The organism is Microcystis aeruginosa NIES-843, from assembly GCF_000010625.1.
In the GTDB taxonomy this organism is placed as follows: Bacteria; Cyanobacteriota; Cyanobacteriia; order Cyanobacteriales; family Microcystaceae; genus Microcystis; species Microcystis aeruginosa.
Genome location: NC_010296.1, coordinates 2,311,281 through 2,335,391 on the forward strand (window position 1 = coordinate 2,311,281; position 24,111 = coordinate 2,335,391).

Annotated in this window: 27 protein-coding genes and 1 pseudogene; 12 read left to right on the forward strand and 16 right to left on the reverse strand. The window is 41.1% G+C overall.

The window, feature by feature from the left end; all coding sequences use genetic code 11:
- Positions 1 to 16: 16 nt before the first annotated feature.
- Entirely contained in the window at positions 17 to 865 is an 849-nt protein-coding gene (locus tag MAE_RS29355; protein WP_002760038.1) for an IS630-like element ISMae21 family transposase, read from the reverse strand.
- Between the two features lie 148 nt (positions 866 to 1,013).
- Here MAE_RS29355 and MAE_RS11155 point away from each other — a divergent pair, with 148 nt between their 5' ends.
- From MAE_RS11155 to MAE_RS11175, 6 genes are all read left to right on the forward strand, one after another.
- Positions 1,014 to 1,874: a hypothetical protein gene (locus MAE_RS11155; RefSeq protein ID WP_012265660.1), complete on the forward strand. Its 861-nt coding sequence runs from the start codon at positions 1,014 to 1,016 to the stop codon at positions 1,872 to 1,874.
- Positions 1,871 to 2,689, forward strand: coding sequence for a hypothetical protein (locus MAE_RS11160; protein ID WP_012265661.1), 819 nt, complete (start codon positions 1,871 to 1,873; stop codon positions 2,687 to 2,689). Before MAE_RS11155 ends, MAE_RS11160 begins: the two co-directional genes overlap by 4 nt.
- Before the next feature lie 186 nt (positions 2,690 to 2,875).
- On the forward strand, positions 2,876 to 4,474 hold the full coding sequence (locus tag MAE_RS11165) for an IS1634 family transposase (protein WP_012265662.1): 1,599 nt from the start codon (positions 2,876 to 2,878) through the stop codon (positions 4,472 to 4,474).
- 146 nt (positions 4,475 to 4,620) lie between these two features.
- On the forward strand, positions 4,621 to 4,788 hold the full coding sequence (locus tag MAE_RS33310) for a hypothetical protein (protein ID WP_012265663.1): 168 nt from the start codon (positions 4,621 to 4,623) through the stop codon (positions 4,786 to 4,788).
- Positions 4,785 to 5,216, forward strand: coding sequence for a hypothetical protein (locus tag MAE_RS11170; RefSeq protein ID WP_231859765.1), 432 nt, complete (start codon positions 4,785 to 4,787; stop codon positions 5,214 to 5,216). The genes MAE_RS33310 and MAE_RS11170 overlap by 4 nt, the downstream gene beginning before the upstream one ends.
- Complete coding sequence (locus tag MAE_RS11175) at positions 5,200 to 5,559, forward strand: hypothetical protein (RefSeq protein ID WP_012265665.1); 360 nt, start codon at positions 5,200 to 5,202, stop codon at positions 5,557 to 5,559. The genes MAE_RS11170 and MAE_RS11175 overlap by 17 nt, the downstream gene beginning before the upstream one ends.
- 45 nt (positions 5,560 to 5,604) lie before the next feature.
- On the opposite strand, the gene MAE_RS11180 is transcribed toward MAE_RS11175, so the two are convergent.
- Positions 5,605 to 6,051, reverse strand: coding sequence for a hypothetical protein (locus MAE_RS11180; protein WP_231859766.1), 447 nt, complete (start codon positions 6,049 to 6,051; stop codon positions 5,605 to 5,607).
- Positions 6,052 to 6,213: 162 nt separating this feature from the next.
- On the opposite strand from MAE_RS11180, the gene MAE_RS11185 reads away from it, so the two are divergent.
- The 3 genes from MAE_RS11185 (at position 6,214) to alaS (ending at position 10,657) form a co-directional block, all read left to right on the forward strand.
- A complete protein-coding gene (locus MAE_RS11185) occupies positions 6,214 to 7,110 on the forward strand; it encodes a hypothetical protein (RefSeq protein ID WP_012265667.1) in 897 nt (298 codons plus the stop codon).
- A complete protein-coding gene (locus MAE_RS11190; protein WP_012265668.1) occupies positions 7,107 to 7,961 on the forward strand; it encodes a hypothetical protein in 855 nt (284 codons plus the stop codon). Before MAE_RS11185 ends, MAE_RS11190 begins: the two co-directional genes overlap by 4 nt.
- Positions 7,962 to 8,032: 71 nt before the next feature.
- Positions 8,033 to 10,657: an alanine--tRNA ligase gene (alaS, locus tag MAE_RS11195; protein ID WP_012265669.1), complete on the forward strand. Its 2,625-nt coding sequence runs from the start codon at positions 8,033 to 8,035 to the stop codon at positions 10,655 to 10,657.
- Between the two features lie 132 nt (positions 10,658 to 10,789).
- On the opposite strand, the gene MAE_RS11200 is transcribed toward alaS, so the two are convergent.
- From MAE_RS11200 to dnaB, 7 genes are all read right to left on the reverse strand, one after another.
- Positions 10,790 to 11,065 (reverse strand): BrnA antitoxin family protein, encoded by a 276-nt coding sequence (locus MAE_RS11200; RefSeq protein ID WP_041804046.1) that lies wholly within the window; start codon positions 11,063 to 11,065, stop codon positions 10,790 to 10,792.
- A complete protein-coding gene (locus MAE_RS11205; protein WP_012265670.1) occupies positions 11,028 to 11,303 on the reverse strand; it encodes a BrnT family toxin in 276 nt (91 codons plus the stop codon). The genes MAE_RS11200 and MAE_RS11205 overlap by 38 nt, the downstream gene beginning before the upstream one ends.
- Before the next feature lie 273 nt (positions 11,304 to 11,576).
- Positions 11,577 to 12,017: an HXXEE domain-containing protein gene (locus MAE_RS11210; RefSeq protein ID WP_012265672.1), complete on the reverse strand. Its 441-nt coding sequence runs from the start codon at positions 12,015 to 12,017 to the stop codon at positions 11,577 to 11,579.
- 10 nt (positions 12,018 to 12,027) lie between these two features.
- Complete coding sequence (locus tag MAE_RS11215) at positions 12,028 to 12,876, reverse strand: hypothetical protein (protein WP_012265673.1); 849 nt, start codon at positions 12,874 to 12,876, stop codon at positions 12,028 to 12,030.
- 389 nt (positions 12,877 to 13,265) lie between these two features.
- Positions 13,266 to 14,582, reverse strand: a complete 1,317-nt coding sequence (locus tag MAE_RS11225; RefSeq protein WP_012265675.1) for a family 10 glycosylhydrolase — start codon at positions 14,580 to 14,582, stop codon at positions 13,266 to 13,268.
- Positions 14,583 to 14,675: 93 nt separating this feature from the next.
- Positions 14,676 to 16,253 carry a glycosyltransferase family 39 protein gene (locus tag MAE_RS11230; RefSeq protein WP_012265676.1) on the reverse strand — a complete coding sequence of 526 codons (1,578 nt, stop codon included), beginning with the start codon at positions 16,251 to 16,253 and terminating at the stop codon, positions 14,676 to 14,678.
- Position 16,254: 1 nt separating this feature from the next.
- Positions 16,255 to 18,012: a replicative DNA helicase gene (dnaB, locus tag MAE_RS11235; protein WP_012265677.1), complete on the reverse strand. Its 1,758-nt coding sequence runs from the start codon at positions 18,010 to 18,012 to the stop codon at positions 16,255 to 16,257.
- A gap of 211 nt (positions 18,013 to 18,223) precedes the next feature.
- Between dnaB and cobM the strand changes: the two genes are divergently transcribed.
- Complete coding sequence (gene cobM / locus MAE_RS11240) at positions 18,224 to 19,012, forward strand: precorrin-4 C(11)-methyltransferase (RefSeq protein ID WP_012265678.1); 789 nt, start codon at positions 18,224 to 18,226, stop codon at positions 19,010 to 19,012.
- A gap of 365 nt (positions 19,013 to 19,377) precedes the next feature.
- Here the strand turns inward: cobM and MAE_RS11245 are convergent, their stop codons facing one another.
- From MAE_RS11245 to MAE_RS34065, 4 genes are all read right to left on the reverse strand, one after another.
- Positions 19,378 to 19,845: a TspO/MBR family protein gene (locus MAE_RS11245; protein ID WP_002757008.1), complete on the reverse strand. Its 468-nt coding sequence runs from the start codon at positions 19,843 to 19,845 to the stop codon at positions 19,378 to 19,380.
- Between the two features lie 9 nt (positions 19,846 to 19,854).
- On the reverse strand, positions 19,855 to 20,196 hold the full coding sequence (locus MAE_RS11250) for a translation initiation factor (RefSeq protein WP_012265679.1): 342 nt from the start codon (positions 20,194 to 20,196) through the stop codon (positions 19,855 to 19,857).
- Positions 20,197 to 20,318: 122 nt separating this feature from the next.
- A complete protein-coding gene (locus tag MAE_RS11255) occupies positions 20,319 to 21,842 on the reverse strand; it encodes a cryptochrome/photolyase family protein (protein WP_012265680.1) in 1,524 nt (507 codons plus the stop codon).
- A 2-nt stretch (positions 21,843 to 21,844) separates the two neighbouring features.
- Positions 21,845 to 22,003 carry a hypothetical protein gene (locus MAE_RS34065; RefSeq protein WP_002739601.1) on the reverse strand — a complete coding sequence of 53 codons (159 nt, stop codon included), beginning with the start codon at positions 22,001 to 22,003 and terminating at the stop codon, positions 21,845 to 21,847.
- On the opposite strand from MAE_RS34065, the gene MAE_RS35710 reads away from it, so the two are divergent.
- Positions 21,987 to 22,115 (forward strand): hypothetical protein, encoded by a 129-nt coding sequence (locus MAE_RS35710; protein WP_269453986.1) that lies wholly within the window; start codon positions 21,987 to 21,989, stop codon positions 22,113 to 22,115. The two genes, MAE_RS34065 and MAE_RS35710, sit on opposite strands and share 17 nt — an antisense overlap.
- A gap of 54 nt (positions 22,116 to 22,169) precedes the next feature.
- On the opposite strand, the gene MAE_RS11260 is transcribed toward MAE_RS35710, so the two are convergent.
- Positions 22,170 to 23,303: a HetZ-related protein 2 gene (locus MAE_RS11260; RefSeq protein ID WP_012265681.1), complete on the reverse strand. Its 1,134-nt coding sequence runs from the start codon at positions 23,301 to 23,303 to the stop codon at positions 22,170 to 22,172.
- A gap of 89 nt (positions 23,304 to 23,392) precedes the next feature.
- Between MAE_RS11260 and MAE_RS29360 the strand changes: the two are divergent.
- Positions 23,393 to 23,482, forward strand: a pseudogene (locus MAE_RS29360) (helix-turn-helix domain-containing protein); the annotation flags it as partial.
- An 87-nt stretch (positions 23,483 to 23,569) separates the two neighbouring features.
- On the opposite strand, the gene MAE_RS11265 reads toward MAE_RS29360, so the two are convergent.
- Both MAE_RS11265 and MAE_RS11270 read right to left on the reverse strand, forming a co-directional pair.
- On the reverse strand, positions 23,570 to 23,791 hold the full coding sequence (locus MAE_RS11265) for a hypothetical protein (RefSeq protein ID WP_002799107.1): 222 nt from the start codon (positions 23,789 to 23,791) through the stop codon (positions 23,570 to 23,572).
- A 4-nt stretch (positions 23,792 to 23,795) separates the two neighbouring features.
- Entirely contained in the window at positions 23,796 to 24,083 is a 288-nt protein-coding gene (locus MAE_RS11270) for a type II toxin-antitoxin system HigB family toxin (protein ID WP_012265682.1), read from the reverse strand.
- Positions 24,084 to 24,111: the final 28 nt, after the last annotated feature.

A 24,111-nucleotide genomic window follows, 5' to 3' on the forward strand; every position in this document is an offset into this window, starting at 1 on the left:
AAATAAGAACGAGACACTAGGCGACACAATAAGTACGAATAATTTCATCAAGGGGTGTCCCCACAGGAGCATACATTCTTGCCCTCTTTAATGCACTAAAATCATGTTCGATATCATTTAAATCAGGAGAGTATTTTGGCAAAAACACGACCTGATGACCTGCTTCCTCTACCAGTTGTTTAATGACTGTCTTCCGATGAATTGGTGCATTATCCATAATTAATACTGATGTTATGGTTAGAGAGGGCAACAAATATAAAGATAACCACCCTTCAAAACCTTCGGCATTCAGGCTTCTCGTAAATACCATCGGTGCAATAAAGTCTTTTTTTCCCTTTCTTCTACCAGCGACAAGGTTCTCTCTTTTTCCTCGTTTTCCTTGTCTATCTCCAAAGACTTTCTTCCCTTTTTTTGACCAAGCATAAAAACAGGCTTGAAATTCTTCAAACCCTGACTCATCAATAAATACAAGGCTTTCACTTCCATATATTTTAATCAATTCTCTCAGCACTCTGTAGTATTTCATTCTTTCTTCTCGGTTTCTTTCTCTATAACGAAGTTCCTTCTTTTTTCTGGTAACTTTCATTTTTTTTAAGGCATAGCAAATGGCACTTGGTCTCACTCCAAATTTCTCGGCTCTGTCTCTTAATCTTGCCTCGGGATTTTCTTGGACATCTTTTGACAGTGCTTTCCAGTCCAGCTTTCTCTGACGGTGTTTTACCTTTGTTGCTTCCAGTTTTTCCCTACCTAGCCATCTATATATCGTCGCTCTTCCTATATTAAATAGAGCGGCGGCTTTGGTTATGCTTCCCCCATTCTCTACATAATCGATTACTTTTTTTCTCAAGTCTAGGCTATAAGACATTTTTCTGTATGGGTTGCTCGTTTCTCTTGATTTTACCTTATTTTTCCCTCGTCTCACACTTATTTGAAATGACTATAAGTGTGGAACAAATCGCTCAAGCTTTGGATTTAGACTTAGAACAAGTCCGACAAGCTATTCAAGAAACTCCATGAAACCCCATGACCAATTTGCCAAAAATTACCTTGAACAATTACTTTCTCCCCTGGGAATCGTCGAAATCAGCAAAGAAGTCAGCGACGAAACTCGACAGATAGATTTATTTTTTTCCCCCAATCCCGAACCCAACCCCAATTATCTGGGATTATTAGGCAGAATTGTCCTTAATACTGTCTTAATTGAACCCTATCGCAATCCTCCCAACCGTAGCGAGATTCGTAATTGTTTAGCGAAACTTTTGACAATTTTAGCCGAACTGCAAAGACAAGCTAAACGGGAAAATCAGAGCTACAATGAAGACAATGCCCCTCGTTTGTGGATTTTATCCCCTTCGGCTAGTCTGACTCTTGTAGAGAGTATTGGGGCAAAATTAGACCCAGATTGGCCAGAAGGAGTCTATTTTCTTCCCTCGCTTTATCGCACGGCAATTATCGCTATTAATCAATTGCCTGTGACTGCTGAGACTCTTTGGTTAAGATTATTAGGAAGGGGAAAAACTCAAGACCAAGCGGTGCGAGAATTGTTAGAATTACCTCAAGGTAATGCTTTCCGGGAAAATGTCCTGGAATTATTAATTAGTTGGCGGGTTAGTATGGAAATAAATAACATCCTAGAAACTGAAGATAGAGAGGTGTTTATGACCTTATCTCAAACCTATCAGGAATGGAAGGAAGCAACTAAACGGGAAGGACTCGAACAAGGACTAGAGCGAGGACTAGAGCGAGGAAAACTAGAGGCTAAACTGGAATCTATTCCCCGTTTGCTTGCTTTGGGTTTAAGTGTGGAACAAATCGCTCAAGCTTTGGATTTAGACTTAGAACAAGTCCGACAAGCTATTCAAGAAACTCCATGAAACCCCATGACCAATTTGCCAAAAATTACCTTGAACAATTACTTTCTCCCCTGGGAGTCGTCGAAATCAGCAAAGAAGTCAGCGACGAAACTCGACAGATAGATTTATTTTTTTCCCCCAATCCCGAACCCAACCCCAATTATCTGGGATTATTAGGCAGAATTGTCCTTAATACTGTCTTAATTGAACCCTATCGCAATCCTCCCAACCGTAGCGAGATTCGTAATTGTTTAGCGAAACTTTTGACGATTTTAGCCGAACTGCAAAGACAAGCTAAACGGGAAAATCAGAGCTACAATGAAGACAATGCCCCTCGTTTGTGGATTTTATCCCCTTCGGCTAGTCTGACTCTTGTAGAGAGTATTGGGGCAAAATTAGACCCAGATTGGCCAGAAGGAGTCTATTTTCTTCCCTCGCTTTATCGCACGGCAATTATCGCTATTAATCAATTGCCTGTGACTGCTGAGACTCTTTGGTTAAGATTATTAGGAAGGGGAAAAACTCAAGACCAAGCGGTGCGAGAATTGTTAGAATTACCTCAAGGTAATGCTTTCCGGGAAAATGTCCTGGAATTATTAATTAGTTGGCGGGTTAGTATGGAAATAAATAACATCCTAGAAACTGAAGATAGAGAGGTGTTTATGACCTTATCTCAAACCTATCAGGAATGGAAGGAAGCAACTAAACGGGAAGGACGACGGGAAGGAAAACTGGAATCTATTCCCCGTTTGCTTGCTTTGGGTTTAAGTGTGGAACAAATCGCTCAAGCTTTGGATTTAGACTTAGAACAAGTCCGACAAGCTACGCAAGGGTAGAGAATTGATTTAACCCACATTCCGCAGGTTGAAAAACACCAAGGAAAAGACAGAGAAAGTTGAGCAATCCACTAAGCATAAATACTCAAGAAAGTCTTGAGAGAGCTAAGTATAAATACTCAGACATCTAAGACGAAAAAGATGAGATAATAATTGAAGTCAACCGCTAATAGCTAGAGAAAAAACATGAAACAAGAAATCGAGGTAAAAAACTTAGATCACTTAGGGATAGTTGCGGGAATTATTGATGAATTAGGAATCGAAGATTTAGTCAATCAAGCATTAGGAACAGATAAGAGAGAGAAAATTAGTGCTGGCATAATTGTCAAAGCTATCATCCTAAATGGGTTGGGATTTGTCGCCAAACCTTTATATTTATTCCCCCAATTTTTTGCAGATAAACCGATAGAACACTTATTAGGGGAAGGAATAAAAGCTGAAGAGATTAATGACGATAAAATCGGCAGGGTTATGGATGATTTATATGAATATTCTCTGGAAAGTCTTTGGACAAGTTTAGCAATAAATACGAGCAACAAATATGAAATAAAAACTAAATATAGCCATCTAGACTCTAGCTCCGTGTCTGTTCACGGAGAAGACAAAATCAACCCAAAGCAAGAGGGAGAGAACCTAGAAGAAAACCGAGAAAATGTCATCGAAATTACTTACGGATATTCGCGAGATAAAAGACCTGATTTAAAGCAATTTATGCTGGATTTGATGGTAAGTAGTGATGGGGATGTTCCTTTACTAATGAGAACAGGTTCCGGGAATGAATCGGATAAAAACATTTTTCCCTCAATCATAAAAGCTTATGAAAAAAATCTAAATTTGTCGACAATATATGTAACCGATAGTGCCTTGTACACCGCCAAAAATCTTCATAGTTTAGGAGGAACAAAATGGTTAACTAGAGTTCCTTTTAGCCTAAAAAAGGCGAAAGAAATCGCAGAAAAAGCTAAAGAAGCTGAGTTTCAGTCAAGTGAAAAAAAAGGCTATAAATACCAAGAGAAACCAGTAAACTATCAGGGAATTAAGCAAAGATGGCTCATTGTAGAGAGTGCAGCTAGAAAAGATTCAGACTTAGAGCAGTTGGCTGATAAGTTAACAAAGGAAAGAGAAAAGATGGAAAAACAATTAAAAAATTGGCAGCAGAGAAAAAAGCTCGACCTAAATGAATTAAAACTGGAAGTAAAGAAATTTAATGAAAGCTTAAAATATTATCAGTTAGAAGAATTAAAATATCAAGAAAACCTTAATAACAAGAAAGAGAAAGTCTATAGCTGTCAAGGAACAATTGAAGAAAAAGCCGAAATCATTAAAGCCGAAACAGAAAGAGCAGGGAGATTTATTCTCGCCACTAATGTTCTCGACAGCGAACAACTATCTGCCGCGGAAATGCTTCATGAATATAAAGCACAACAATCTTGTGAACGAGGATTTAGATTTATCAAAGACCCCTTATTTCTCGCAGATACTGTCTTTGTAAAAAACCCCAAAAGGATAGAAACAATGGGGTTTTTAATGGGAGTATGCTTATTGGTGTATAGTCTGGGACAAAGAATGTTAAGAAGAGAATTGCAAAAAAGAGGTGAGAAAGTCAAAAATCAACTCGGCAAAGCCACAGACAAACCAACTTTAAGATGGATATTTCAGGTTTTACAGGGGATTCATTTAGTCAGGATTCATGGTCAAAGCCATCTCAGTAACTTAACTGAGGAGATTCTTGATATTCTTCAATACTTTTCAATTTATTGCCAAAATTACTACCGAGTAAGTTGAGACATCAAATTGAGCAAATTGAGTTTAAGCCAATCCAAGAAAAACCTTTTTCCTCGAAAAGTGTCCGATAAATTAGGTCACTTTAGTTTAACTATGTCTAACTTGAGCGACCCTTGCTTCCCTCAAATTGTTCTTTGTGAAATCGGATGTCAAAATTCTATAATCTCAACAAATTTTGTCGGTTTAATCAGTTTTTCTCGGTGGTGTTATGGCAACTTAATCATAAAGTGCGGAATGTGGGATTTAACTATAATCTGAGTCAAAATCAATCAAGATTCTGGTTAAAACGCCGATTTAAGCATTTTTGTCCTTGAAAAAACCAATGCCCGATGAAAATAGTTTTGAGGAGTTAATTAACGAACTAAAGCTTAGAAATATTAAACACAATTCCCAAGATATTATTGCCATTACTCAATTAGACAACGGGCGGATAATCTTTTTAGAAATCGGTAATTCTTCATCGGGTTTGGAACATATTCTTAATAAACATGGAGAAGATTTTCAGCGTCGAGGCATTGCGATTAATAATATTATTGATTTCTTGATGAAAGCAATTACAATGGGTCAATTAATCGGCACTCAAGGAACGAGCAGAAGTATTTATAAAGTTGATTATCAAGGAGAAATTCAATACATTTCTATCGATATTGGTAGTAATGGTTATGTAGTTAGTGCGAATCTCACTCCCCGAAAACTCATCCAACGTTTCTTAGGAGAAGACCTTGATGAAAAGAAAAATTAAACTAATGGCAGAATATAACTATTCGCCTCTTTGGGATATGGAAACTGCTGATAACCTTAACTTAGATGAGTTACCTTTATCGAGTTCTATCCAACAGAAGTTAAGTAATTGGGCAGAGATTTATAATCAAATTATAAATTGGGATAATCCCGCCGATTCACATTTTTTTGATGCAGTAAGTCAAGACAATTTTGAGAGGGAAGGTGTCAATATTTGGCGGCAATTACAAGAGGAATTATCACCCAATTATCAAATATTTTACTTTAGTGAAAAACAGCAACGACTTTTGACTCCAGAAGATGCAAGTGAAGCGATCAGAGAAAAAGAGGTTAGATATAAATAGCCTCAAAACTAGATCGCTTTTATTGTCAAGTTTTTAGCTCATAGATTATTTTGAGAAAATAAATCTTTTATGGACTGAATTAAGTTCATAATATTTTTTTCCTGTATTCGGATCGGTAACTATCTTCATGTTATTGTTATCGCAAGGCTTCCAATCAGATCCAGTTACTGATCCAAATATACCATCATATACAGCTACACATTGTCTTCCTTGGGCAGGAATGTAGCAATATATATCATGAATAAAAGACCCTGATATATTAGGTGCAATCGTAGTACCCGAGCCATTAAACTGACAAACAAATTCACGACCACGAGGAGCAAATTGAGCGATAATAAGGTGATCTTGCTCACTAATTTCGGCTGTGGCACTGGTCGCTATAGCAGTATATCCGATCGCTGTAGTTGCTACTAGAGAAAAGACCTGAAGGAGAGAATTGCATAAGCTTTTCTTCTCCCCCCCCCCATTTTTCATAATTGTTGCTAATGTCATGATGCTCAAGGGAATTTATCGAAGACAATTGTAAGTTAACAAAACTGATTTTTATTTGTCAAGGGATTTCTGAAATATCTGACATTTTTGTTAACATAAGTTTATAAAACCATTCAAAAATCGCTCGATACAATTGAGAATTATCGATTAACTGCTCAGTCCATGAAACCCCATGACCAATTTGCCAAAAATTACCTTGAACAATTACTTTCTCCCCTGGGAACCGTCGAAATCAGCAAAGAAGTCAGCGACGAAACTCGACAGATAGATTTATTTTTTTCCCCCAATCCCGAACCCAACCCCAATTATCTGGGATTATTCGGCAGAATTGTCCTTAATACTGTCTTAATTGAACCCTATCGCAATCCTCCCAACCGTAGCGAGATTCGTAATTGTTTAGCGAAACTTTTGACAATTTTAGCCGAACTGCAAAGACAAGCTAAACGGGAAAATCAGAGCTACAATGAAGACAATGCCCCTCGTTTGTGGATTTTATCCCCTTCGGCTAGTCTGACTCTTTTAGAGAGTCTTGGGGCAAAATTAGACCCAGATTGGCCAGAAGGCGTCTATTTTCTTCCCTCGCTTTATCGCACTGCAATTATCGCTATTAATCAATTGCCTGTGACTGCTGAGACTCTCTGGTTAAGATTATTGGGAAGGGGAAAAACGCAAAACCAAGCGGTGCGAGAATTGTTAGAATTACCTCAAGGTAATGCTTTCCGGGAAAATGTGCTGGAATTATTGATTAGTTGGCGGGTTAGTATGGAAATAAATAACATCCTAGAAACTGAGGATAGAGAGGTGTTTATGACTTTATCTCAAACCTATCAGGAATGGAAGGAAGCAACTAAACGGGAAGGACGACAGGAAGGACTAGAGCGAGGACTCGAACAAGGACTAGAGCGAGGACTAGAGCGAGGACTCGAACAAGGAAAACTAGAGGCTAAACTGGAATCTATTCCCCGTTTGCTTGCTTTGGGTTTAAGTGTGGAACAAATCGCTCAAGCTTTGGATTTAGACTTAGAACAGGTCCGACGAGCTATTCAAGAAACCCCATGAAACCCCATGACCAATTTGCCAAAAATTACCTTGAACAATTACTTTCTCCCTTGGGAACCGTCGAAATCAGCAAAGAAGTCAGCGATGAAACCCGACAGATAGATGTATTTTTTTCCCCCAATCCCGAACCCAACCCCGATTATCTGGGATTATTAGGCAGAATTGTCCTTAATACTGTCTTAATTGAACCCTATCGCAATCCTCCCAACCGTAGCGAGATTCGTAATTGTTTAGCGAAACTTTTGGCGATTTTAGCCGAACTGCAAAGACAAGCTAAACGGGAAAATCAGAGCTACAATGAAAAGAATGCCCCTCGTTTGTGGATTTTATCCCCTTCCGCTGGTATCACTGTTTTAGAAGGATTTGGGGCAAAATTAGACCCAGAGTGGCCAGAAGGAGTCTATTTTCTTCCCTTGCTTTATCGCACGGCAATTATCGCTATTAATCAATTGCCTGTGACTGCTGAGACTCTTTGGTTAAGATTATTGGGACGGGGAAAAACGCAAAACCAAGCGGTGCGAGAATTGTTAGAATTACCTCAAGGTAATGCTTTCCGGGAAAATGTGCTGGAATTATTGATTAGTTGGCGGGTTAGTATGGAAATAAATAACATCCTAGAAACTGAGGATAGAGAGGTGTTTATGACTTTATCTCAAACCTATCAGGAATGGAAGGAAGCAACTAAACGGGAAGGACGACAGGAAGGAAAACTGGAAGGAAAACTAGAAGGAAAACTAGAAGGAAAACTGGAATCTATTCCCCGTTTGCTGGCTTTGGGTTTAAGTGTGGAACAAATCGCTCAAGCTTTGGATTTAGACTTAGAGCAGGTCCGACAAGCGGCGCGAGAGTAAAGGTGGAGAGTTAAAACGCAAAAATGCCACAATGGATAAAATAGGCATTTTCTGACTAACTGACATCTTCTATGAGTAACCACCTAAGCGGAAGCGAGATTCGCCAGCGATTTTTAGACTTTTTTGCGGCCAGAAACCATAAAATTCTCCCTAGTGCCTCCCTAGTCCCAGAAGACCCCACCGTTTTGCTGACTATTGCGGGAATGCTCCCTTTTAAACCGATTTTCTTAGGGCAAAAGACCCCAGAATTTCCCCGCGCTACCACTTCTCAAAAATGTATTCGCACCAACGATATCGAAAATGTCGGCCGGACTGCTAGACATCATACTTTTTTTGAGATGTTGGGCAATTTTAGCTTTGGTGATTATTTTAAAGAACAAGCGATCGCCTGGGCCTGGGAATTGTCCACAGAAGTTTTTAACCTTCCCCCCGAAAGATTAGTCGTTAGTGTCTTTAAAGAGGATGAGGAAGCTTTCGCTATCTGGCGCGATAAAATCGGTATTCCTGCCCATCGTATCCAAAAAATGGGCGAAGAGGATAACTTTTGGGTATCGGGTCCCACGGGTCCCTGTGGTCCCTGTTCGGAAATTTACTACGATTTTCACCCCGAATTAGGGGATAAAACCATCGATTTAGAGGATGATAGCCGTTTTATCGAGTTTTATAACCTCGTCTTCATGCAGTATAACCGCGACGCGGACGGCAATCTGACACCCCTAGCGAATAAAAATATCGATACGGGGATGGGTTTGGAACGGATGGCGCAAATCCTGCAAAAAGTCGCCAATAACTACGAAACTGACCTAATTTTCCCGATTGTCGCCGAAGCGGCCCGGTTAGCAGCGATAGACTACCAGAAAGCGGACGAAAAAACGAAAGTTTCCCTAAAAGTCATCGGCGATCATGTGCGTTCGGTAGTACACATGATAGCGGATGGTATCTCAGCATCGAATACTGACAGAGGTTACGTCCTGCGTCGTCTGATTCGGAGAGTAGTACGGCACGGGCGTTTAATCGGTATTGAAGGTCAATTTATCACCAAAGTGGCGGAAGTTGCGATCGCTCTTTCCGAGTCCGTCTATGGCAATGTTCGGGAACGAGAAACGGTGATCAAGGCAGAATTAGAGCGAGAGGAAGCGAGATTTTTAGAAACCCTAGAAAGAGGCGAGAAACTGCTCGAATCGATTCTAGAAAAAGAAAAAAGCCAGATTTCGGGAGTCGATGCTTTTACCCTTTATGATACCTATGGCTTCCCCCTGGAACTCACTCAAGAAATCGCCGAGGAGCAGGGTTTAAGCGTCGATACGGCGGGCTTTGAGCAGGAAATGAAAAAACAGCAGCAAAGATCAAAAGCCGCCCACGAAACCATAGATTTGACGGTACAGGGCAGTTTAGATAAGCTGGCAGAACATATTCACCCGACGGAATTTCTCGGTTATACGGATTTGCAAGCAACCGCAACAGTAACGGCGGTTTTAGTCGCCGGTAAAACGGTGGAATCGGCCGCAGCAGGCACTGAGGTGCAGGTAGTTCTCGATCGAACCCCTTTTTATGCCGAATCGGGTGGACAAATCGGTGATAAGGGTTATTTAACCGGCGATAATCTGCTTATCCGCATTGAGGATGTGCAGAAAGAATCGGGGATTTTTATCCATTTTGGTCGGATTGAGCGGGGAATTGTCACCACCGGCGATACAATTAATGCTCAGATCGATCGCTCCTGTCGTCGTCGCGCTCAAGCTAATCATACCGCCACCCATCTGCTACAATCGGCCCTGAAAAAGCTTGTCGATGGGGGGATTTCCCAAGCAGGTTCCCTCGTCAGTTTCGATCGCCTCCGTTTTGATTTTAACTGTCCTCGTCCCCTGACTAGCTCTGAATTGCAACAGGTGGAAGAACAGATTAACACTTGGATTGCCGAAGCGCATGACACCCAGATAGCGGTGATGGGATTGGAAGAAGCGAAGCAGAAGGGAGCTATTGCCATGTTTGGCGAGAAATACGGCTCAGAAGTGCGAGTTATCGATATTCCTAGCGTTTCTATGGAATTATGCGGGGGAACTCACGTTAAAAATACCGCCGAGATCGGTTTATTTAAAATCATCTCCGAGACGGGAATCGCCGCGGGAATTCGTCGCATCGAAGCGGTGGCTGGCCCTGCCGTGTTAGCATACCTGAATGAACGGGATCAGGTGGTGCGGGCTCTGTGCGATCGCTTTAAGGTCAAACCTCTGGAAATTCCCGATCGCATTACGGCCCTACAATCGGAGTTAAAGGGGACACAAAAGCAGTTAGAAGCGGTTAAACAGGAGTTGGCCCTAAATAAATCGGATGCTTTGCTATCTCAAGCCGAATCTATCGGCGAATTTAAGCTTTTAGTCGCTTCTTTGGGCGATATTGATGCTAATGCTTTGATGGCTGCAGCCGAAAGACTACAGCAAAAATTAGGGGAAGGGGCGGTGATTTTGGCCTCGACTCCCGCAGCTGATAAAGTGAGTTTAGTGGCCGCTTTTAGTCCCCGGGTGATTAAAGATAAGGGTTTACAAGCGGGTAAATTTATCGGTGCGATCGCTAAAATCTGCGCTGGTGGTGGTGGTGGTCGTCCCAATTTAGCTCAAGCTGGGGGACGGGATGCTAGTAAGTTAAGCGAAGCTTTAGCTAAGGCCAAAAGTCAGTTAACTAGCAGTTTACAATAGTTGCTAAGGTGGGCATTTTGTCCACCTTTAAAAATTAGTTATTCTCTCGGTGTGATTGGTAAAAATAATATGGAACTACTGATCAAGAATTTGGGTCAATTAGAAATAATAATCAAACCATAGATTTAATGGTTATTGGTGCGCTTCCATATAGGCTCGGAGCAACTCATTGATCTGTGTTTGATAGCCTTTTCCCTGAGATTGAAACCACTCGAATACATCATTATCAATGGAGAGAGTAACTTGAGCTTTGTCCTTGGTTACGGGGACACTTCGCCGCACTACGGATTTAGCAAACATTTCAGGTGTAATTTCTGGACAGTCTGACAAATCAATATCTTCATCGCTCATTGCGTCTAATCGTTGCCAATCAGTTTGAGAGTTGCTTAAAGTAGGTTCGTTGTTCATATTTCGTTGCCTTTCTTGCAGAAATAATACGAGTGTAATCCTCACGTTCAGTATGGACAACGGCAATAATTCGCCCTTTTAGTAAACCCAATGTAACAAAACGCTGCTCTCCATAATCGAGACGATCATCTTCAACCGTTAAAATGTCCCCATCGAAAACGGCGGGAACATCGGCAAAATCTATACCGTGTTTACGAAGATTAGTAAGTCGTTTTGCTTCATCCCATCGGTATTCCATAACTGAACGACTGTTACAACTTTCAATTATATTCATTATAATCCTATGCGGTATGAGTTTTGTTTAAAACCGCAGGATTGGCCGTTTTTCAGTATCTATCGGTTTATTGCTGAAGTTTTTTATCCGTCTGATTGGGACGAGACAACAATTCTCGACAGTATTGGCAATAAAGAATGCAGGATATGTTAGCGTAATGTAACGCATCGCAATATTGATTAAGGTGTTTTGAAAAAGTAAAAGGTGCGTGGTACGCACCCTACACCAATGTTTTTATTACTTGACTTCTTGTGTGACTTGCTTGGGAGTCGCTTGAAGTTGCTGAATAAAGAAAATACTCAAGACAAATAATATCGGACCTGATACCCCACCAGGGAAATAGGTGTGCAAAAACACCCAAGTACTAATATGAAAAGCTCCATTCAAGATTTCAATCACCGCCCAACCCCACATCAGGACAAAACCTAATCTCTTACCTTGTTCAGTTACAGGAACTGACCCTAAAATCAAGGCAATCATGAGATAGTTAAATATTGCAAACATATCTGCACTGATTTCAACCAAAGGGAACCAGGGCAAAAGTTGATGCAACACTTCAATCATCAAATTGAGTTTAAGATAAAGCTCAGTATAGGTCTCTTCCATGCTGTGAATGACCTGAGCCAACCCTAGAAGCCAGTAGCTTTGGGTGATTTTCGCCAGTTTATCTTTAAGCATGAAAACAGCCTCACCATAGCAAACCAAAGAAGTAAATCTGAACAATCATGCCAAGATTAAGAAAGATCACAGCGATAAAATGCCACCATTGGTTAAAGGTTGATTCAGCGATAACTCCTTCAATCACTCCGCCTAACATTAGTAGAGCTGGAGCTACTCCTGCTAGAACAATAGGTAAGTTAGCTGTTGCAAGAGCAGTATCAAAAAGATGGAAGTAAGCAAAAAAGTTGACAACAGCGTTAACAATGAACACTATTGACATCGATACAGAAAGGGGAAATACAGGCTGCTCGTTGACGTAAAATGTAGCTTTAGGATTTTGAGGACCAATGAATGCAATGATTGCACTGATAGCAGCGAAAGCCAAAGTGATTTTGTTAATGCCGAATACACCTAAAGAAAAGGCTAAAAGCCCTGCGCCCTGTAGGAAGAATAGGAGCTTGTATGCCACTTCCCGCAGCCACTCATTATTGCAGTCCTTAATCTTAAAGTCTGTATCGAGGGGATTCTGAAAAAATACAACTTGCCAACCTTCATATTCATGCATTGTTATCCCCATTAATCCCCCAAAAGTTTGCACTAGGGGACTAAGCAAGACCAAAAATACTTGAATATCGCTACCTAGTAGCAAATGTAAATTGCTGGAATGTTGAAAGATAATAAAAGATAGAATAAAAGTAGGAACGAACGGAAGCCAGTGAACAAACTCAACAAGATTCAGTATCCAAGCACGGGCATATTTGGCTAGGTCGTGCTCGACGAGATAGGTCTTTGGTTCGGGTTTTTGCCATTCCCATCCAGGTTCAGGATAGTACCCTAAGCTCGGATTGGAATTCTTGTCGTACTTCTCAGTTTCCATGTGGTTGTTTCTCTATTTCGAGATAAAAAGGATAGTTTATTTTATGTCTTATCTCAACACCCAACGCAACCGAAGTTTAGCAACTTAAGGAAAAAGTTAGTAAAATTCCCCCAATCCCTTATCCTGCCTAACTTCCAGTCCCTCACCCCTCCCGCAAAAATCCTTAACTTGGGAAAAATTCCCAACTTTACCAACTTAAGCCCAAACTTTGTCAGAATATCCTGACAATTTATCCACTCTCCCAACCCAAAACTTGGCGTTGCTGATTTGAGATATGAATCTTCTCTTGTGGGATTTTTAAAACCTAGACCCAAACCAACCCCTGGATACGATGCACAGTTGGCATTCATACCTTGATTCAGCAACGTCTCTGTGGGCAAAAATTGCTATTAACTACCCGGAGGGGGAATTACAGGAATTTCGATCCCGTCCGGCGCTAAGGGGGGAGGTGTGGGAGTTAGTCTTGGCTGGTAAACAGGTTCAGGTGTACTAACTAAGGGAATATTTTCCAGCACGGGAAGACGGGGAGTGATGGGTTGGGAAAACATCGCTTGAATTGCCGCTTTTCTGGTTTCTGGAGGTTCCAAAGCTTGCTGCCAGAGACTTTCATAAAAGAAGAAAATCACCCCTAAACCCCGTTGACGAGCAGCCAATACCTTTTCTTCAATAAAGGGTAGGGCAATCGGTCGATTGCGTAAACCGGTTAAAACTCCCACACCGGTGGGGATAGTTTGCTGGGTTTCCTGAATTTCGGGACGCTCTATTTGCTTGAGAAAACTGGGCAGATCGGGACGATAAACCTGTACAATTAACTCGTCGACTAATCCTTGCCGCACCCAACCGAGCCAATCCTGTAAATGACCATTATAGGCGAATTCGTAGGGATTAGGGGCGATCGAAAGCAGTATATTCGGTTTAATTGCCTCAATTGATTCTTTGAGATTAGCCAGAAAAGCGGTGATTTTATCGGCCCGCCATTTTGTCCATTCGGGATCCCGGGGGTTAGCCGGGGGCGTTTTTTCGGTTTCCTGTTGATAAAGGGCGATAGTATAGGGATCATAGCCGAATTCGTTGGGTAAACTCAGATGATCGTCGAATTGGATGCCGTTAATATCGTATTGTCCCACCACTTCCAAGACTAACTCCCGCAGAAAATTCTGCACCTCGGGACGGAAAGGATTCAACCACACCACCTCACCGGCTGCCCCTACCCAAGTGGTCCCTCCGTCGCGTTTTTGGGTTAACCAGTCCTGATGTTTTAAGGCTAATTCGGAGGTGGGAGGAGCCATAAATCCGAATTCAAACCAAGGAATGACCAATAATCCCCTGCCACGGGTTTGTTCCACCAATTCTGCCAAGATATCTTGTCCCTGCGCTCCCGTAGGCACAAAAGGCTGTATTCCTTCCCGTTGAGCGATCGCACTAGGATAGAGAGCATAACCGGAATTCCAAACCACGGGATAGATAGCATTAAAATTAAGATTAACTAATTGCTCGATCGCCTGTTGTCGTTTATCCCTATCCATCAGCATCGCAGTATCGTTGGTAGTGATCCAAACACCGCGGATATCGCCATCCCGACTTTGAGAGAAAGCAGCAGAAAAATAGCCTAATAGTAGGACTATTAGAAAAGATGCTAAGAATAGTAGTATGGGTAGCTTTTTAAGAATTTGCCGCCAAATGCTGGTCGGAATTAGAAAAGTCATTTCGTTAAAGGTGAAGATTAACGCTTTTAACTGGTTATGATAACAGCTTTGCTCAACTCTTTCAGGCTAGATTGACCCAAAATATATATTTGCCTATTTCTTCCCTCGCCACAATTGACCTTGAGGATAGAAATAATCAAGACGAATATCGAATTGATCTAGGGCCAGTAATAACCGATTGGAAGGACGAAAAAGAAATAAGTTGACGCAGGGAATTTCTAGGACTTCTTTTAACTTATCGGTATCGGGGTTAGTGGTAGTCAGAAAGTATTGTACATCAGCATTAAGACGATAATTAAGGGAAAGCAAATCACCTAAGTTAGTCCAGTCATTACCTTCGTCGCTGATAATAATGGCATTGGGTACAGCATTGATTTTTCTGGCAACTTCGCCATTCCAATAACTAGGAACTTTTGCCCAAGTAGTTTCGGAAAGAGCATTATTGAAGTTCGGTATTATACTAGCACTTAACAAAAAAGTCAAGATATTTTTACCTAAAATTTTGCCTTGATTAAGCAATTGTGACAAGAAAAAAGCCGCAGTTATATAGATAGTAGGAAAGGTCGCAATTAGATAACGGGTGACAGTCGATCTAGTGGTAGTCAAAATTAGATCGGGAATGACTAAAGCTAGTAAAGGTACTAGGGTTGAGGTAATCAGAAAAGTAAAAACTATCGGGTTATTGTAGCGATAAACTCGATAAAAAGCATAGATAATTAAGATTAAAAAAATCATTCTATATATATAGGTGAAGATGTTATTAAAAACAAAATCGCTATCGCTAAATGGAGAAGTAAAAGTTAAGAGCCATAATTTACTGATAAATCCCCAATCGAGATAGTTAACGGCAGCCCAACTGGTGGAGTTAAAGGCCCTTTGAGAGTTAGTTAAAAAAAACTGTAACCAGGGTATATATAAAATCATCATTGTTAACCCAGATAACAGGAAAAATATCAAGTTATTTTTTCGCTCTGGTTTCATAACAAGATACCAAAGTATAAAGGCTGCTTGAGCAAATAAGTTGAGAATAAAAAAGAGATGGGTGTAGAGTCCGAGAGTATTAGCGACGGTGTATAAAGACCAATTAACAAGAGTTCTTTTCTTGAGGCATTTTAACAGTAGTAATTGACTGATTATCGTTAACAAAACCAAAAGACTATACTGACGGGACATTTGAGCAAATATTATATCAACTGGAGACAGTCCTAATAAAATTACTGCTAAAATTGCCGTTAACTTTGCTGCAAATAATTCTAGGGATAGATAGTAAATAAATGGGAGAGAGAGAAGACTAAAAACAATCGCTAAACTGCGGGAAGAAACGGGAGAAAGACCGAATATTTTTTCCCAATAGCGAGAGATAATAAAGTATAAAGGTGGGTGTTGAGGGTCTTCTTTAGCGAGAGATTTTATTGTATCAAAAACATTACTTTCGGGTTTCAGTTGTTGAAATTTTCCTAATTCTGTGGTAGATAAAAGACGATTTTGAAAGATAGTATCAGCGATTTCCTTTGCTTGATAACCAGTGGTTCTAATGGTGGTGTAGGATTCATCATGCCAATAGATTTTTTTATCGATATTTGCGAAACGAAAAACCACACCGAGAGTTAGGATAATTGCCAAAAGTATTAAGAGCCAATTGGGAGTTTTATAATTAATATTTGCTTTCATTTTAATAATTAGAGCGACTTTGTTTAAGATTAAGAAACTTGGTAAATTCTGGTTGAAAAAGTAGCTTAATTGTGCCGGTGGGACCGTTACGGTGTTTAGTAATAATTACTTCGGCCACACCTCGATCGGGACTATCGGGGTTATAATATTCATCTCGGTATAACATCATAATTAAATCCGCATCCTGTTCGATACTATTATGGACGATGATATTATTGGCAATAAAATTATGCAATTTATCTACTGTTAAATCATACACTTCTGTCTCTCCATCCGCTTGAATTGCCATAACTTCATCCCAATTAAACCTTAGGTCTGAATTACTCAGAGAGCGAGGTAAAGCGATATAATTACCGATATTTAATTCATCTAATCTTTGCCAACCGTGGACAGTCAAAAATTTATGATTGGCTGTAGCTCTAATCGTGCGACCTAAACGAGTTGTTAATCGAAAAACTGGCTTAAATCCTGTGGAAAAGACCTTAGTTACCAGTGCTTTTTCTAATTTCATTGTTTCCTCATTAAGAGCAAAAACCGTAAAATTAGAGCAATTCACTAACTGACAAATTGGCACTTTAGCACGAGGAGCGGCTAACTCAACTAAACTATCACCCGCTAAACATCCCGACTCGCGTAAATCGGACATCATCGGTCTTTTATTATTGCGAGATTCCACGGCGCGACTTAACTGAGAAAGAGCAATTACCGGAGCATGAATTTCTCTCGCTAAACCCTTAAGACTGCGGGTAATTTTAGAAAGTTCCTGAACACGATTATCACCTCCCCCTTCCATTAATTGCAGATAATCGATTAAAACTAATCCCATTTGCCCCTTTTTTTCTGCCTGTAAACGCCGCACTTGGGAACGCATTTGAATTACACTTAAATTGGCACTATCATCGATATATATGGGCAAATTTAATAACTTTTCTAGTCCCCCAAGAACCTTCTCTAAATCATTTTGTCCCAAACGGCCCGAGCGAATCCGATTACTTTCGATTTTAGCCTCATTTGATAACAAACGTTGGGCTAATTGTTCCTTGGACATCTCCAAACTAAAGACAGCCACAGGTAAATTCTGTTGAGCGATATTATAGGCAATATTAAGAGCAAAAGAAGTTTTTCCCATGGAAGGCCTACCCGCGATAATAACTAAATCCGAGGGTTGTAAACCACTGGTCATCGCATCGAGATCATAAAATTGAGTTTCGATACCAGGTAGAGTGGTCGTCTCCTGCATTTTCTCAATTTCGTTAAAAGTTTCAATTAAAGTATCCCCCAGAAAAATTAAACCCTCCTGGGGTCGTTTTTGGGTGAGACGAAAAATCTTTTGTTCCGATTCATCGAAAACATTTTCTAATTCTAGCGTCGTATCCCTGGCTAACTCAATAATTTCTCCCCCGGTGGAAATTAACTGACGACGCATATATTTATCCATCACTAATTCAGCATAGCGATCGATGTTGGCAGCCGAGACAGTGCGCTCAATTAATTGTAACAATCGCGGCATTCCCCCGATTTCTTCCAGCAGATAGTTATCCTGTAACCAGCTGCTAACCGTCATTAAATCCGTCGGTTTTCCCTTCCCTTGTAAAGCAAGCGCCGCACGATAAATATCTTGATGGGTTTTCACATAGAAAGCTTCTGGAATTAAAAAATCACTGATTCTACCTAACGCTTTTGGATCTAGTAAAATACCACCTAAGATAGATTCTTCCGCTTCAATATTTTGGGGGGGGAGGGACTGATCGCTAATCATTGTCAATGCTGACCGTGCTTTATCATTAATATTGTATAGTCAGTTTCACCGTAATTAAATACAAATGTTCAGGTTAATGATCGGGGTTGGGTTTTGGGGTTTTAGGGTTTTGGGGTTTTAGTTGAAATTTCCCCACTTCCCCACTTCCCCACACCCCACACCCCACACCCCACTTCCCCACATCCCACATCCCTTGTAAAGAGGATTTAGTATGACTTTAATTGACTCCTCGGCGCTCTCCCCGGCCGTCTATTTTATTGGTGCGGGACCCGGAGATCCGGAATTATTGACGGTAAAAGCCTATAAAATTCTCCAAAAAGCCGATGTTATCCTCTTTGCTAATTCCCTCGTCCCTAAACAGATTCTTGAGGATACTCGTCAAGATGCCGAGTTAATTCCCACCAGTAGCATCACCCTAGAGGAAATTATCCCTTTAATGATCGATCGCGTGCGTCGGGGTTTAGCGGTGGTGCGACTGCAATCGGGGGATTTAAGTCTCTATAGTGCCATCCAAGAACAAATTCATCTTTTGACAGCAGCAGATATCCCCTTTCAGCTAATCCCCGGAATTAGTGCCTTTCAAGGATTAGCGGCCAAATTGGCCCTAGAATTAACGATTCCGGAATTAGTCCAGACAATTATTCTAACCCGGGTGGAAGGAAAAGCCTCTCCCATGCCAGAAAGTGAAGAATTAGCCTCTTTAGCCGCCCATAAAGCCAGTTTATGCCTATATTTAGCCGCCCGTCACGTTGACAAAGCCCAGGAAAAACTCCTAAAATACTACCAGCCAGAGCAACAGGTGGCCGTTTGTTTCCGTCTCGGTTGGCCTGACGAAAAAATCTGGGTTGTCCCCCTGTCAGAGATGGCCCAATTAACCCATCGGGAAAATTTAACTAGAACTACCCTTTATCTAATTAGTCCCGCTTTAAACCAGATTACAGGAACTCGATCGCAACTTTATCACCCGCAACATTCCCATCTTTTCCGTCCTCATCCTTAGGTATTTTCTGGGAAGTCTATCGAAAGAAACACTAGGTTTCTACCTAAAGTTAGAGTTAAAGAGCGGCGATTTTGTTTAAGATTATTTCAGGAGGTAGGACAATTTTAAAAGCTTTTAAAATTAGTCTAACAATCCATGCACAACTGCCCTATATGTTCGGGAATTACCCTTCGTCACCTTGTGGCTAGTCGTGCCTACTGGTATTGTCCTCACTGTCGTCAGGAGGTTCCTAACTTCCTTGATTGCTCCATTCCTCGCAGGGTAGAGCGAGTTAGAGCGGAAAAAACAGTCTAGATTTTCAAGTTGGTAGATGGCAATAAGACCTGTGGGATGTGTTAATTTTTAACCCATCCCACTTTACCTATCTATACATCCCGAGGATTGAGATGGATCATTTCCCAAGTCACATAGGTACCGATCGGACTCCAAATCAGGTAGGGTAGGAGTAGGATGCCCGCCCAAGAAGAAACAGGGAAAACCAATAGCGCCAGAAGACAACCCAAGAAAAAACCCGTACCTCCGATAATCGTTCCCGCTTTGAGACTGCGTAGTTTACAGGTGACGGGAGTATAGGCAGTAATAGTCAATTCCACCAACAGATAAAAAGCCATCAAAAACCAGCGATTAGCCGGTTGAGCTTCCCAGACTAAATAAGCAGAAATTGCCCCACAAATATAGATAATTGTCCAGATAAGAGGGATTAATCTTTCAAAGGTTAACCAATCGGGACGACGCAATCGCGCAAACCAACGTACATCGCGAGAATTGAGTAATCCCCCAGCTAACGCTACCAAAAATCCGACGACACCGATAAGCAACCAAGAGGGAATCATGATTTTAAGCTATCCTCCGCTAATTTTGGCTTTGTAACCCGATTCAATGAGAATTTGTACAATTTTTTGGCGATGATCTCCTTGGATCTCAATGGCATTTTCTTTCACTGTACCACCCGTTCCGCAAGCAGTTTTTAACTGTTTTAATAATTTCGTCAGAGTTTCGGTTTGGCATTGAAAACCTGTAACCATGGTAACGGTTTTTCCCGCACGACCGGAGCGGGAGGTTTGAACTCGCAAATTCTGCTGATTTGGGGGTAATTCAGGAATGGAACGCTCAAAAGCTGGAGAATTACTTTGATCTCCAAATTCCTGATAGGCAATCCGGTTTTTTTCTTTTGATTTACTCATATAGCAATTATCATACTGGGTTTGGGGGTTGGGGTTTGGGGGTTGGGAAGTGGGGAAGTGGGGAAGTGGGGAAGCTGTCTCATCACCCTATCACCCCAAAACCCTATCACCCTATCACCCTATCACCCTATCTCCTCCTGACTACTGATAGCTCTTAATTGGTTGGACTGGCAGCGCATTTGATTAAGTTCAGCTGCCGACATTCGATCGAGATGACCTAAAATCATATTAACTCGACCTTGGGATTTTAATTTTTCTCGATGTCGTGCCAAAAAATCCCAGTAAAGAAAGTTAAAAGGACAGGCAAACTCCCCGACTCGTTCATTTTTTTTATACAGACAACCCCGACAATAATCACTCATTTTATCAATATAGTTGGCCGAGGCGGCGTAGGGTTTGGAAGCGAGAATTCCCCCATCGGCAAATTGTCCCATTCCCAACACATTAGTCTGCATTACCCAATCGTAGGCATCGATAAAAACACTATGAAACCAGTTTTCAATCTCTTGGGGAGAGCAACCAAAAATTAAGGCAAAATTGCTCAAAATCATTAATCTTTGAATATGATGGGCATAACCAGTATTTTCCACCTGTGATAATACTTGTTTGAGGCAATTCATCTCGGTTTGATTACTATCCCAAAAGAAAGCCGGTAAGGGTTGTTGATGCTCAAACCAATTACGATTAGCGTAATCTTCTCCCAAATAATGATAAATTCCCTGCATATATTCCCGCCATCCCAACACCTGACGGATAAATCCTTCGATGCTATTTAGGGCTAAATTATCTTTTTTATAGGCAATTTCTGCCCCCTGAATCACTTCCAACGGCGTTAGTAATCCTAGATTAAGATAGGGAGATAATAGGGAATGCCAGAGGGTTTCTTCTCCCGTTATCATCGCATCTTGGTAGGGTCCAAAGTTGGGCAGACAATTAGTAATAAAATGCTCCAAAACCTGTAAAGCTTGTCTGCGGGTTACTGCCCAGCGAAAAGGTTTGATTTTTCCATATTTAGGAATATCTAAAGCTTCCACATCAGCGATAACCTGAAGGGTAATTTCATCGGGTTCAAACCAAAGAGGAGCAGCAGTTTTTAATCCATCCTTGGGCGGTTTGCGGTTTTGTTTATCAAAGTTCCATTGTCCTCCTATGGGTTGATTATTCTCCATTAAAATCTGCCATTTTTTGCGACTTTCTCGATAGAAATCCTCTAGTAATAGTCTTTTACGAGATTTAGCCCAATTATTAAAATCTGTCCTAGTCCAGAGAAAGTGATTATTATCAATTAGGGTTATAGGACAGTCTAAATTAAGATTTTTGATTAATCTAAGAAAAGGTAAATCATTAGGCATCATAATCTGTAATTCTTTAATGCCTAATCGTTTAATCCAAGCAGATAAAATCGGCTCAAAATCTTCTGCAACTTCGTAGGTGACAGACCATCCTAAAGTTTTTAATTCTTCGGCAAAATGACGCATCGCCGACCAGATGAAAACTAATTTTTGCTGATGATAGGGTCTTTGTCGAATATGATTGTGGGATTCAATTAAAATAACCGGCGTTTCCTGTGCATAGGCTTGACGATTAGCTAAGGCCGCTTGTCCTGTCCATAATTGATCCCCTAAAATCCAAATACCAATGGTCATAATTATCTCATTGCCTCGACTATTCCCCCGTATTTTTTAGCCATAATATCCGCCATTTCCCGAGCAGAAAATTTACTGGCTTTGTCGATGCTGGGGGTAAATGTCCCCGTAGGGGTTAAATAATGGGTAAATACCCCGACTTTTTTGCTAATAATCCACATATTTCTTGAAGTAAAAAATCAAAAAGGGGATGGGAAGTGGGGTGTGGGGTGTGGGGTGTGGGGTGTGGGGTGTGGGGTGTGGGGTGTGGGGTGTGGGGTGTTTTCTCAGTGAACTGATAACTGATAACTGATAACTGATAACTGATAACTGATAACTGACTCCTGATTAGGTTTTTGTCCTGAGACTTTGGGCGCTTAGATAAAGTTGCGTCCATTCTTTGACCACTTGCGTGCGTTTACAGTTTAATTCGCCGGCGATTTCCTCAAGGGTTTTACCCGCTTTTAAGCCATCGATAACGCTTTTACCCCTGGGAGAAAGGCCAGCATAGAAACTTTGCCATTGACTGAGAGTTAAGCCAAAATTATGCTCTTTCGGGCTGATTTCTAACCATTCACTGATTAATTCTGTCCCTTCCTTGAGGGCAAAAACCTTAATCGCATGATAGCCAACTTTTTCCCGGAGACGATAAATCCGTTGAATGGGAATATTCATCTCTTTGGCGATCTCATCTTGGCTTTCGCCCCCTAGATAGAGGTTAAACCAAGTCACCGCCTCCGGACTAACATTTTCCTCTAGATACTTAGCAAAACTCTCTTGAACTTTTGCCCGGAGAATTTGCGCTTCTTGGCAAGTGCGTTCATCTTCGTAGGTAGCGATCGCATTTTGATCCAGTAAACTTAAGCTAGTTTCCCCCTCATCGTCACTAATTTCATCGGAGAGAATCCGGATCATTTCTTGCCGCGGCACGTTAGTAATACCGCTTCTCGATTGACGACGGAGATAATTAACAAAACGATAGGCTAACAGGGGTTGATTGCGGATCGGACGCAGGGCGTATTCCTCTAGGGTGGCTAACAGCAGCCGATCGCGAGTAGTTTGATCGTTGGTACAACGAGCGATCCATGCTAACTGGGATTGCAGATAGCGATCGCTATTTAACATCTCTTGAATAATTTCTTGCAAGACATCGGCCACCGCTTGCCGACGATCGCGACTTAAGGAAACCCAAGTGCGAATTTTTTGCCGGAGAGTGACACAAGCGCCGAGACGATCGATCAGGTTACGATAGCCGCGGGTGGGACTAACTTTGAGATAGCGTTGCCGTAAAATTTGCCAAAGATAGACTAATCCCCGTTTAGCGATTTCTAAATCTCTCTCATCTAAATTTTCCCAACGTTGGCTATCTTCACCGAGTAACCAATTGATAATGGTATCCCGTTGGCGATCGGTTAAGGAATCCTCTGTTTGAGAGAGGCGATCTTGCCATTGTTGCCTTAACTCGTCGATTATTGTCGTCATCGAAAAATTGAGTTCCAAACCCCGTCTTTTGAGGACGGCTTTAGTTTGAATATTAGCGCATTTACACGATATATGCTAGAACCTGAGCCATGGAGAAAGCCTATCGCTACCGATTTTACCCAACACCCGAACAAGATAGGACTCTAGGCAGAAGAGAAATAGGAATTGTGCGGAAAGTGCGCTCGCATCGCTTCCTAGGGTGTGTTCCCTGAAAACATGACAATTTCAAGGTTAACCAATATTTGGGAATGCACCACCCCTACCATTTATAATTCGGGAACATTTTCCTGTTCATAATTTTCTATTAATATTCCCAAAATTTCCATTAAAGAAGCAAGAGGATGATTTTCATTTTCTCCTATTTCATCTATCAAATTATCTAACATAATTACTAATTGTTCATATTCTGATTCGCTACGGGGTATAAAGAGTATTGGCTTTAAGTTTGTCCAGGCTTGCCGTGTTTTCTCTAGATCTATCGTCGGCATTTTTTTACTCCTTCCATTTATTTTTGTCGTATTCAGCATGAGTTAAAACTTCTCGAATATAAATTTTTTGTCGATTGTAATGAATCGCCGCTATGAGTCTAATCTTATTTCCGCCTATGTTAAAGACAGTCATTTTTCCTACTTTGTCAGCACTGGGGAAAATGGTTCTTAATGCTGCTATGGACTGAAATTGTCCTGTCTTCATTTTTTGATACCATTCTTTTAATGCTGATTTGGTTTCGGGATACCTTTCGGCAAATTCATTTAATTTCCTCCGACTGATAACGTGCATTTTATTAATAAATCCCGAAAATATTGCC

Coding starts and splice junctions, on each gene's coding strand:
- MAE_RS29355 (WP_002760038.1), bottom strand. CDS start 865: ATGTCTTATAGCCTAGACTTGAGAAAAAAAGTAATCGATTATGTAGAG.
- MAE_RS11155 (WP_012265660.1), top strand. CDS start 1,014: ATGAAACCCCATGACCAATTTGCCAAAAATTACCTTGAACAATTACTT.
- MAE_RS11160 (WP_012265661.1), top strand. CDS start 1,871: ATGAAACCCCATGACCAATTTGCCAAAAATTACCTTGAACAATTACTT.
- MAE_RS11165 (WP_012265662.1), top strand. CDS start 2,876: ATGAAACAAGAAATCGAGGTAAAAAACTTAGATCACTTAGGGATAGTT.
- MAE_RS33310 (WP_012265663.1), top strand. CDS start 4,621: ATGTCAAAATTCTATAATCTCAACAAATTTTGTCGGTTTAATCAGTTT.
- MAE_RS11175 (WP_012265665.1), top strand. CDS start 5,200: ATGAAAAGAAAAATTAAACTAATGGCAGAATATAACTATTCGCCTCTT.
- MAE_RS11180 (WP_231859766.1), bottom strand. CDS start 6,051: ATGACATTAGCAACAATTATGAAAAATGGGGGGGGGGAGAAGAAAAGC.
- MAE_RS11185 (WP_012265667.1), top strand. CDS start 6,214: ATGAAACCCCATGACCAATTTGCCAAAAATTACCTTGAACAATTACTT.
- MAE_RS11190 (WP_012265668.1), top strand. CDS start 7,107: ATGAAACCCCATGACCAATTTGCCAAAAATTACCTTGAACAATTACTT.
- alaS (WP_012265669.1), top strand. CDS start 8,033: ATGAGTAACCACCTAAGCGGAAGCGAGATTCGCCAGCGATTTTTAGAC.
- MAE_RS11200 (WP_041804046.1), bottom strand. CDS start 11,065: ATGAACAACGAACCTACTTTAAGCAACTCTCAAACTGATTGGCAACGA.
- MAE_RS11205 (WP_012265670.1), bottom strand. CDS start 11,303: ATGGAATACCGATGGGATGAAGCAAAACGACTTACTAATCTTCGTAAA.
- MAE_RS11210 (WP_012265672.1), bottom strand. CDS start 12,017: ATGCTTAAAGATAAACTGGCGAAAATCACCCAAAGCTACTGGCTTCTA.
- MAE_RS11215 (WP_012265673.1), bottom strand. CDS start 12,876: ATGGAAACTGAGAAGTACGACAAGAATTCCAATCCGAGCTTAGGGTAC.
- MAE_RS11225 (WP_012265675.1), bottom strand. CDS start 14,582: ATGACTTTTCTAATTCCGACCAGCATTTGGCGGCAAATTCTTAAAAAG.
- MAE_RS11230 (WP_012265676.1), bottom strand. CDS start 16,253: ATGAAAGCAAATATTAATTATAAAACTCCCAATTGGCTCTTAATACTT.
- dnaB (WP_012265677.1), bottom strand. CDS start 18,012: ATGATTAGCGATCAGTCCCTCCCCCCCCAAAATATTGAAGCGGAAGAA.
- cobM (WP_012265678.1), top strand. CDS start 18,224: ATGACTTTAATTGACTCCTCGGCGCTCTCCCCGGCCGTCTATTTTATT.
- MAE_RS11245 (WP_002757008.1), bottom strand. CDS start 19,845: ATGATTCCCTCTTGGTTGCTTATCGGTGTCGTCGGATTTTTGGTAGCG.
- MAE_RS11250 (WP_012265679.1), bottom strand. CDS start 20,196: ATGAGTAAATCAAAAGAAAAAAACCGGATTGCCTATCAGGAATTTGGA.
- MAE_RS11255 (WP_012265680.1), bottom strand. CDS start 21,842: ATGACCATTGGTATTTGGATTTTAGGGGATCAATTATGGACAGGACAA.
- MAE_RS34065 (WP_002739601.1), bottom strand. CDS start 22,003: ATGTGGATTATTAGCAAAAAAGTCGGGGTATTTACCCATTATTTAACC.
- MAE_RS11260 (WP_012265681.1), bottom strand. CDS start 23,303: ATGACGACAATAATCGACGAGTTAAGGCAACAATGGCAAGATCGCCTC.
- MAE_RS11265 (WP_002799107.1), bottom strand. CDS start 23,791: ATGCCGACGATAGATCTAGAGAAAACACGGCAAGCCTGGACAAACTTA.
- MAE_RS11270 (WP_012265682.1), bottom strand. CDS start 24,083: ATGCACGTTATCAGTCGGAGGAAATTAAATGAATTTGCCGAAAGGTAT.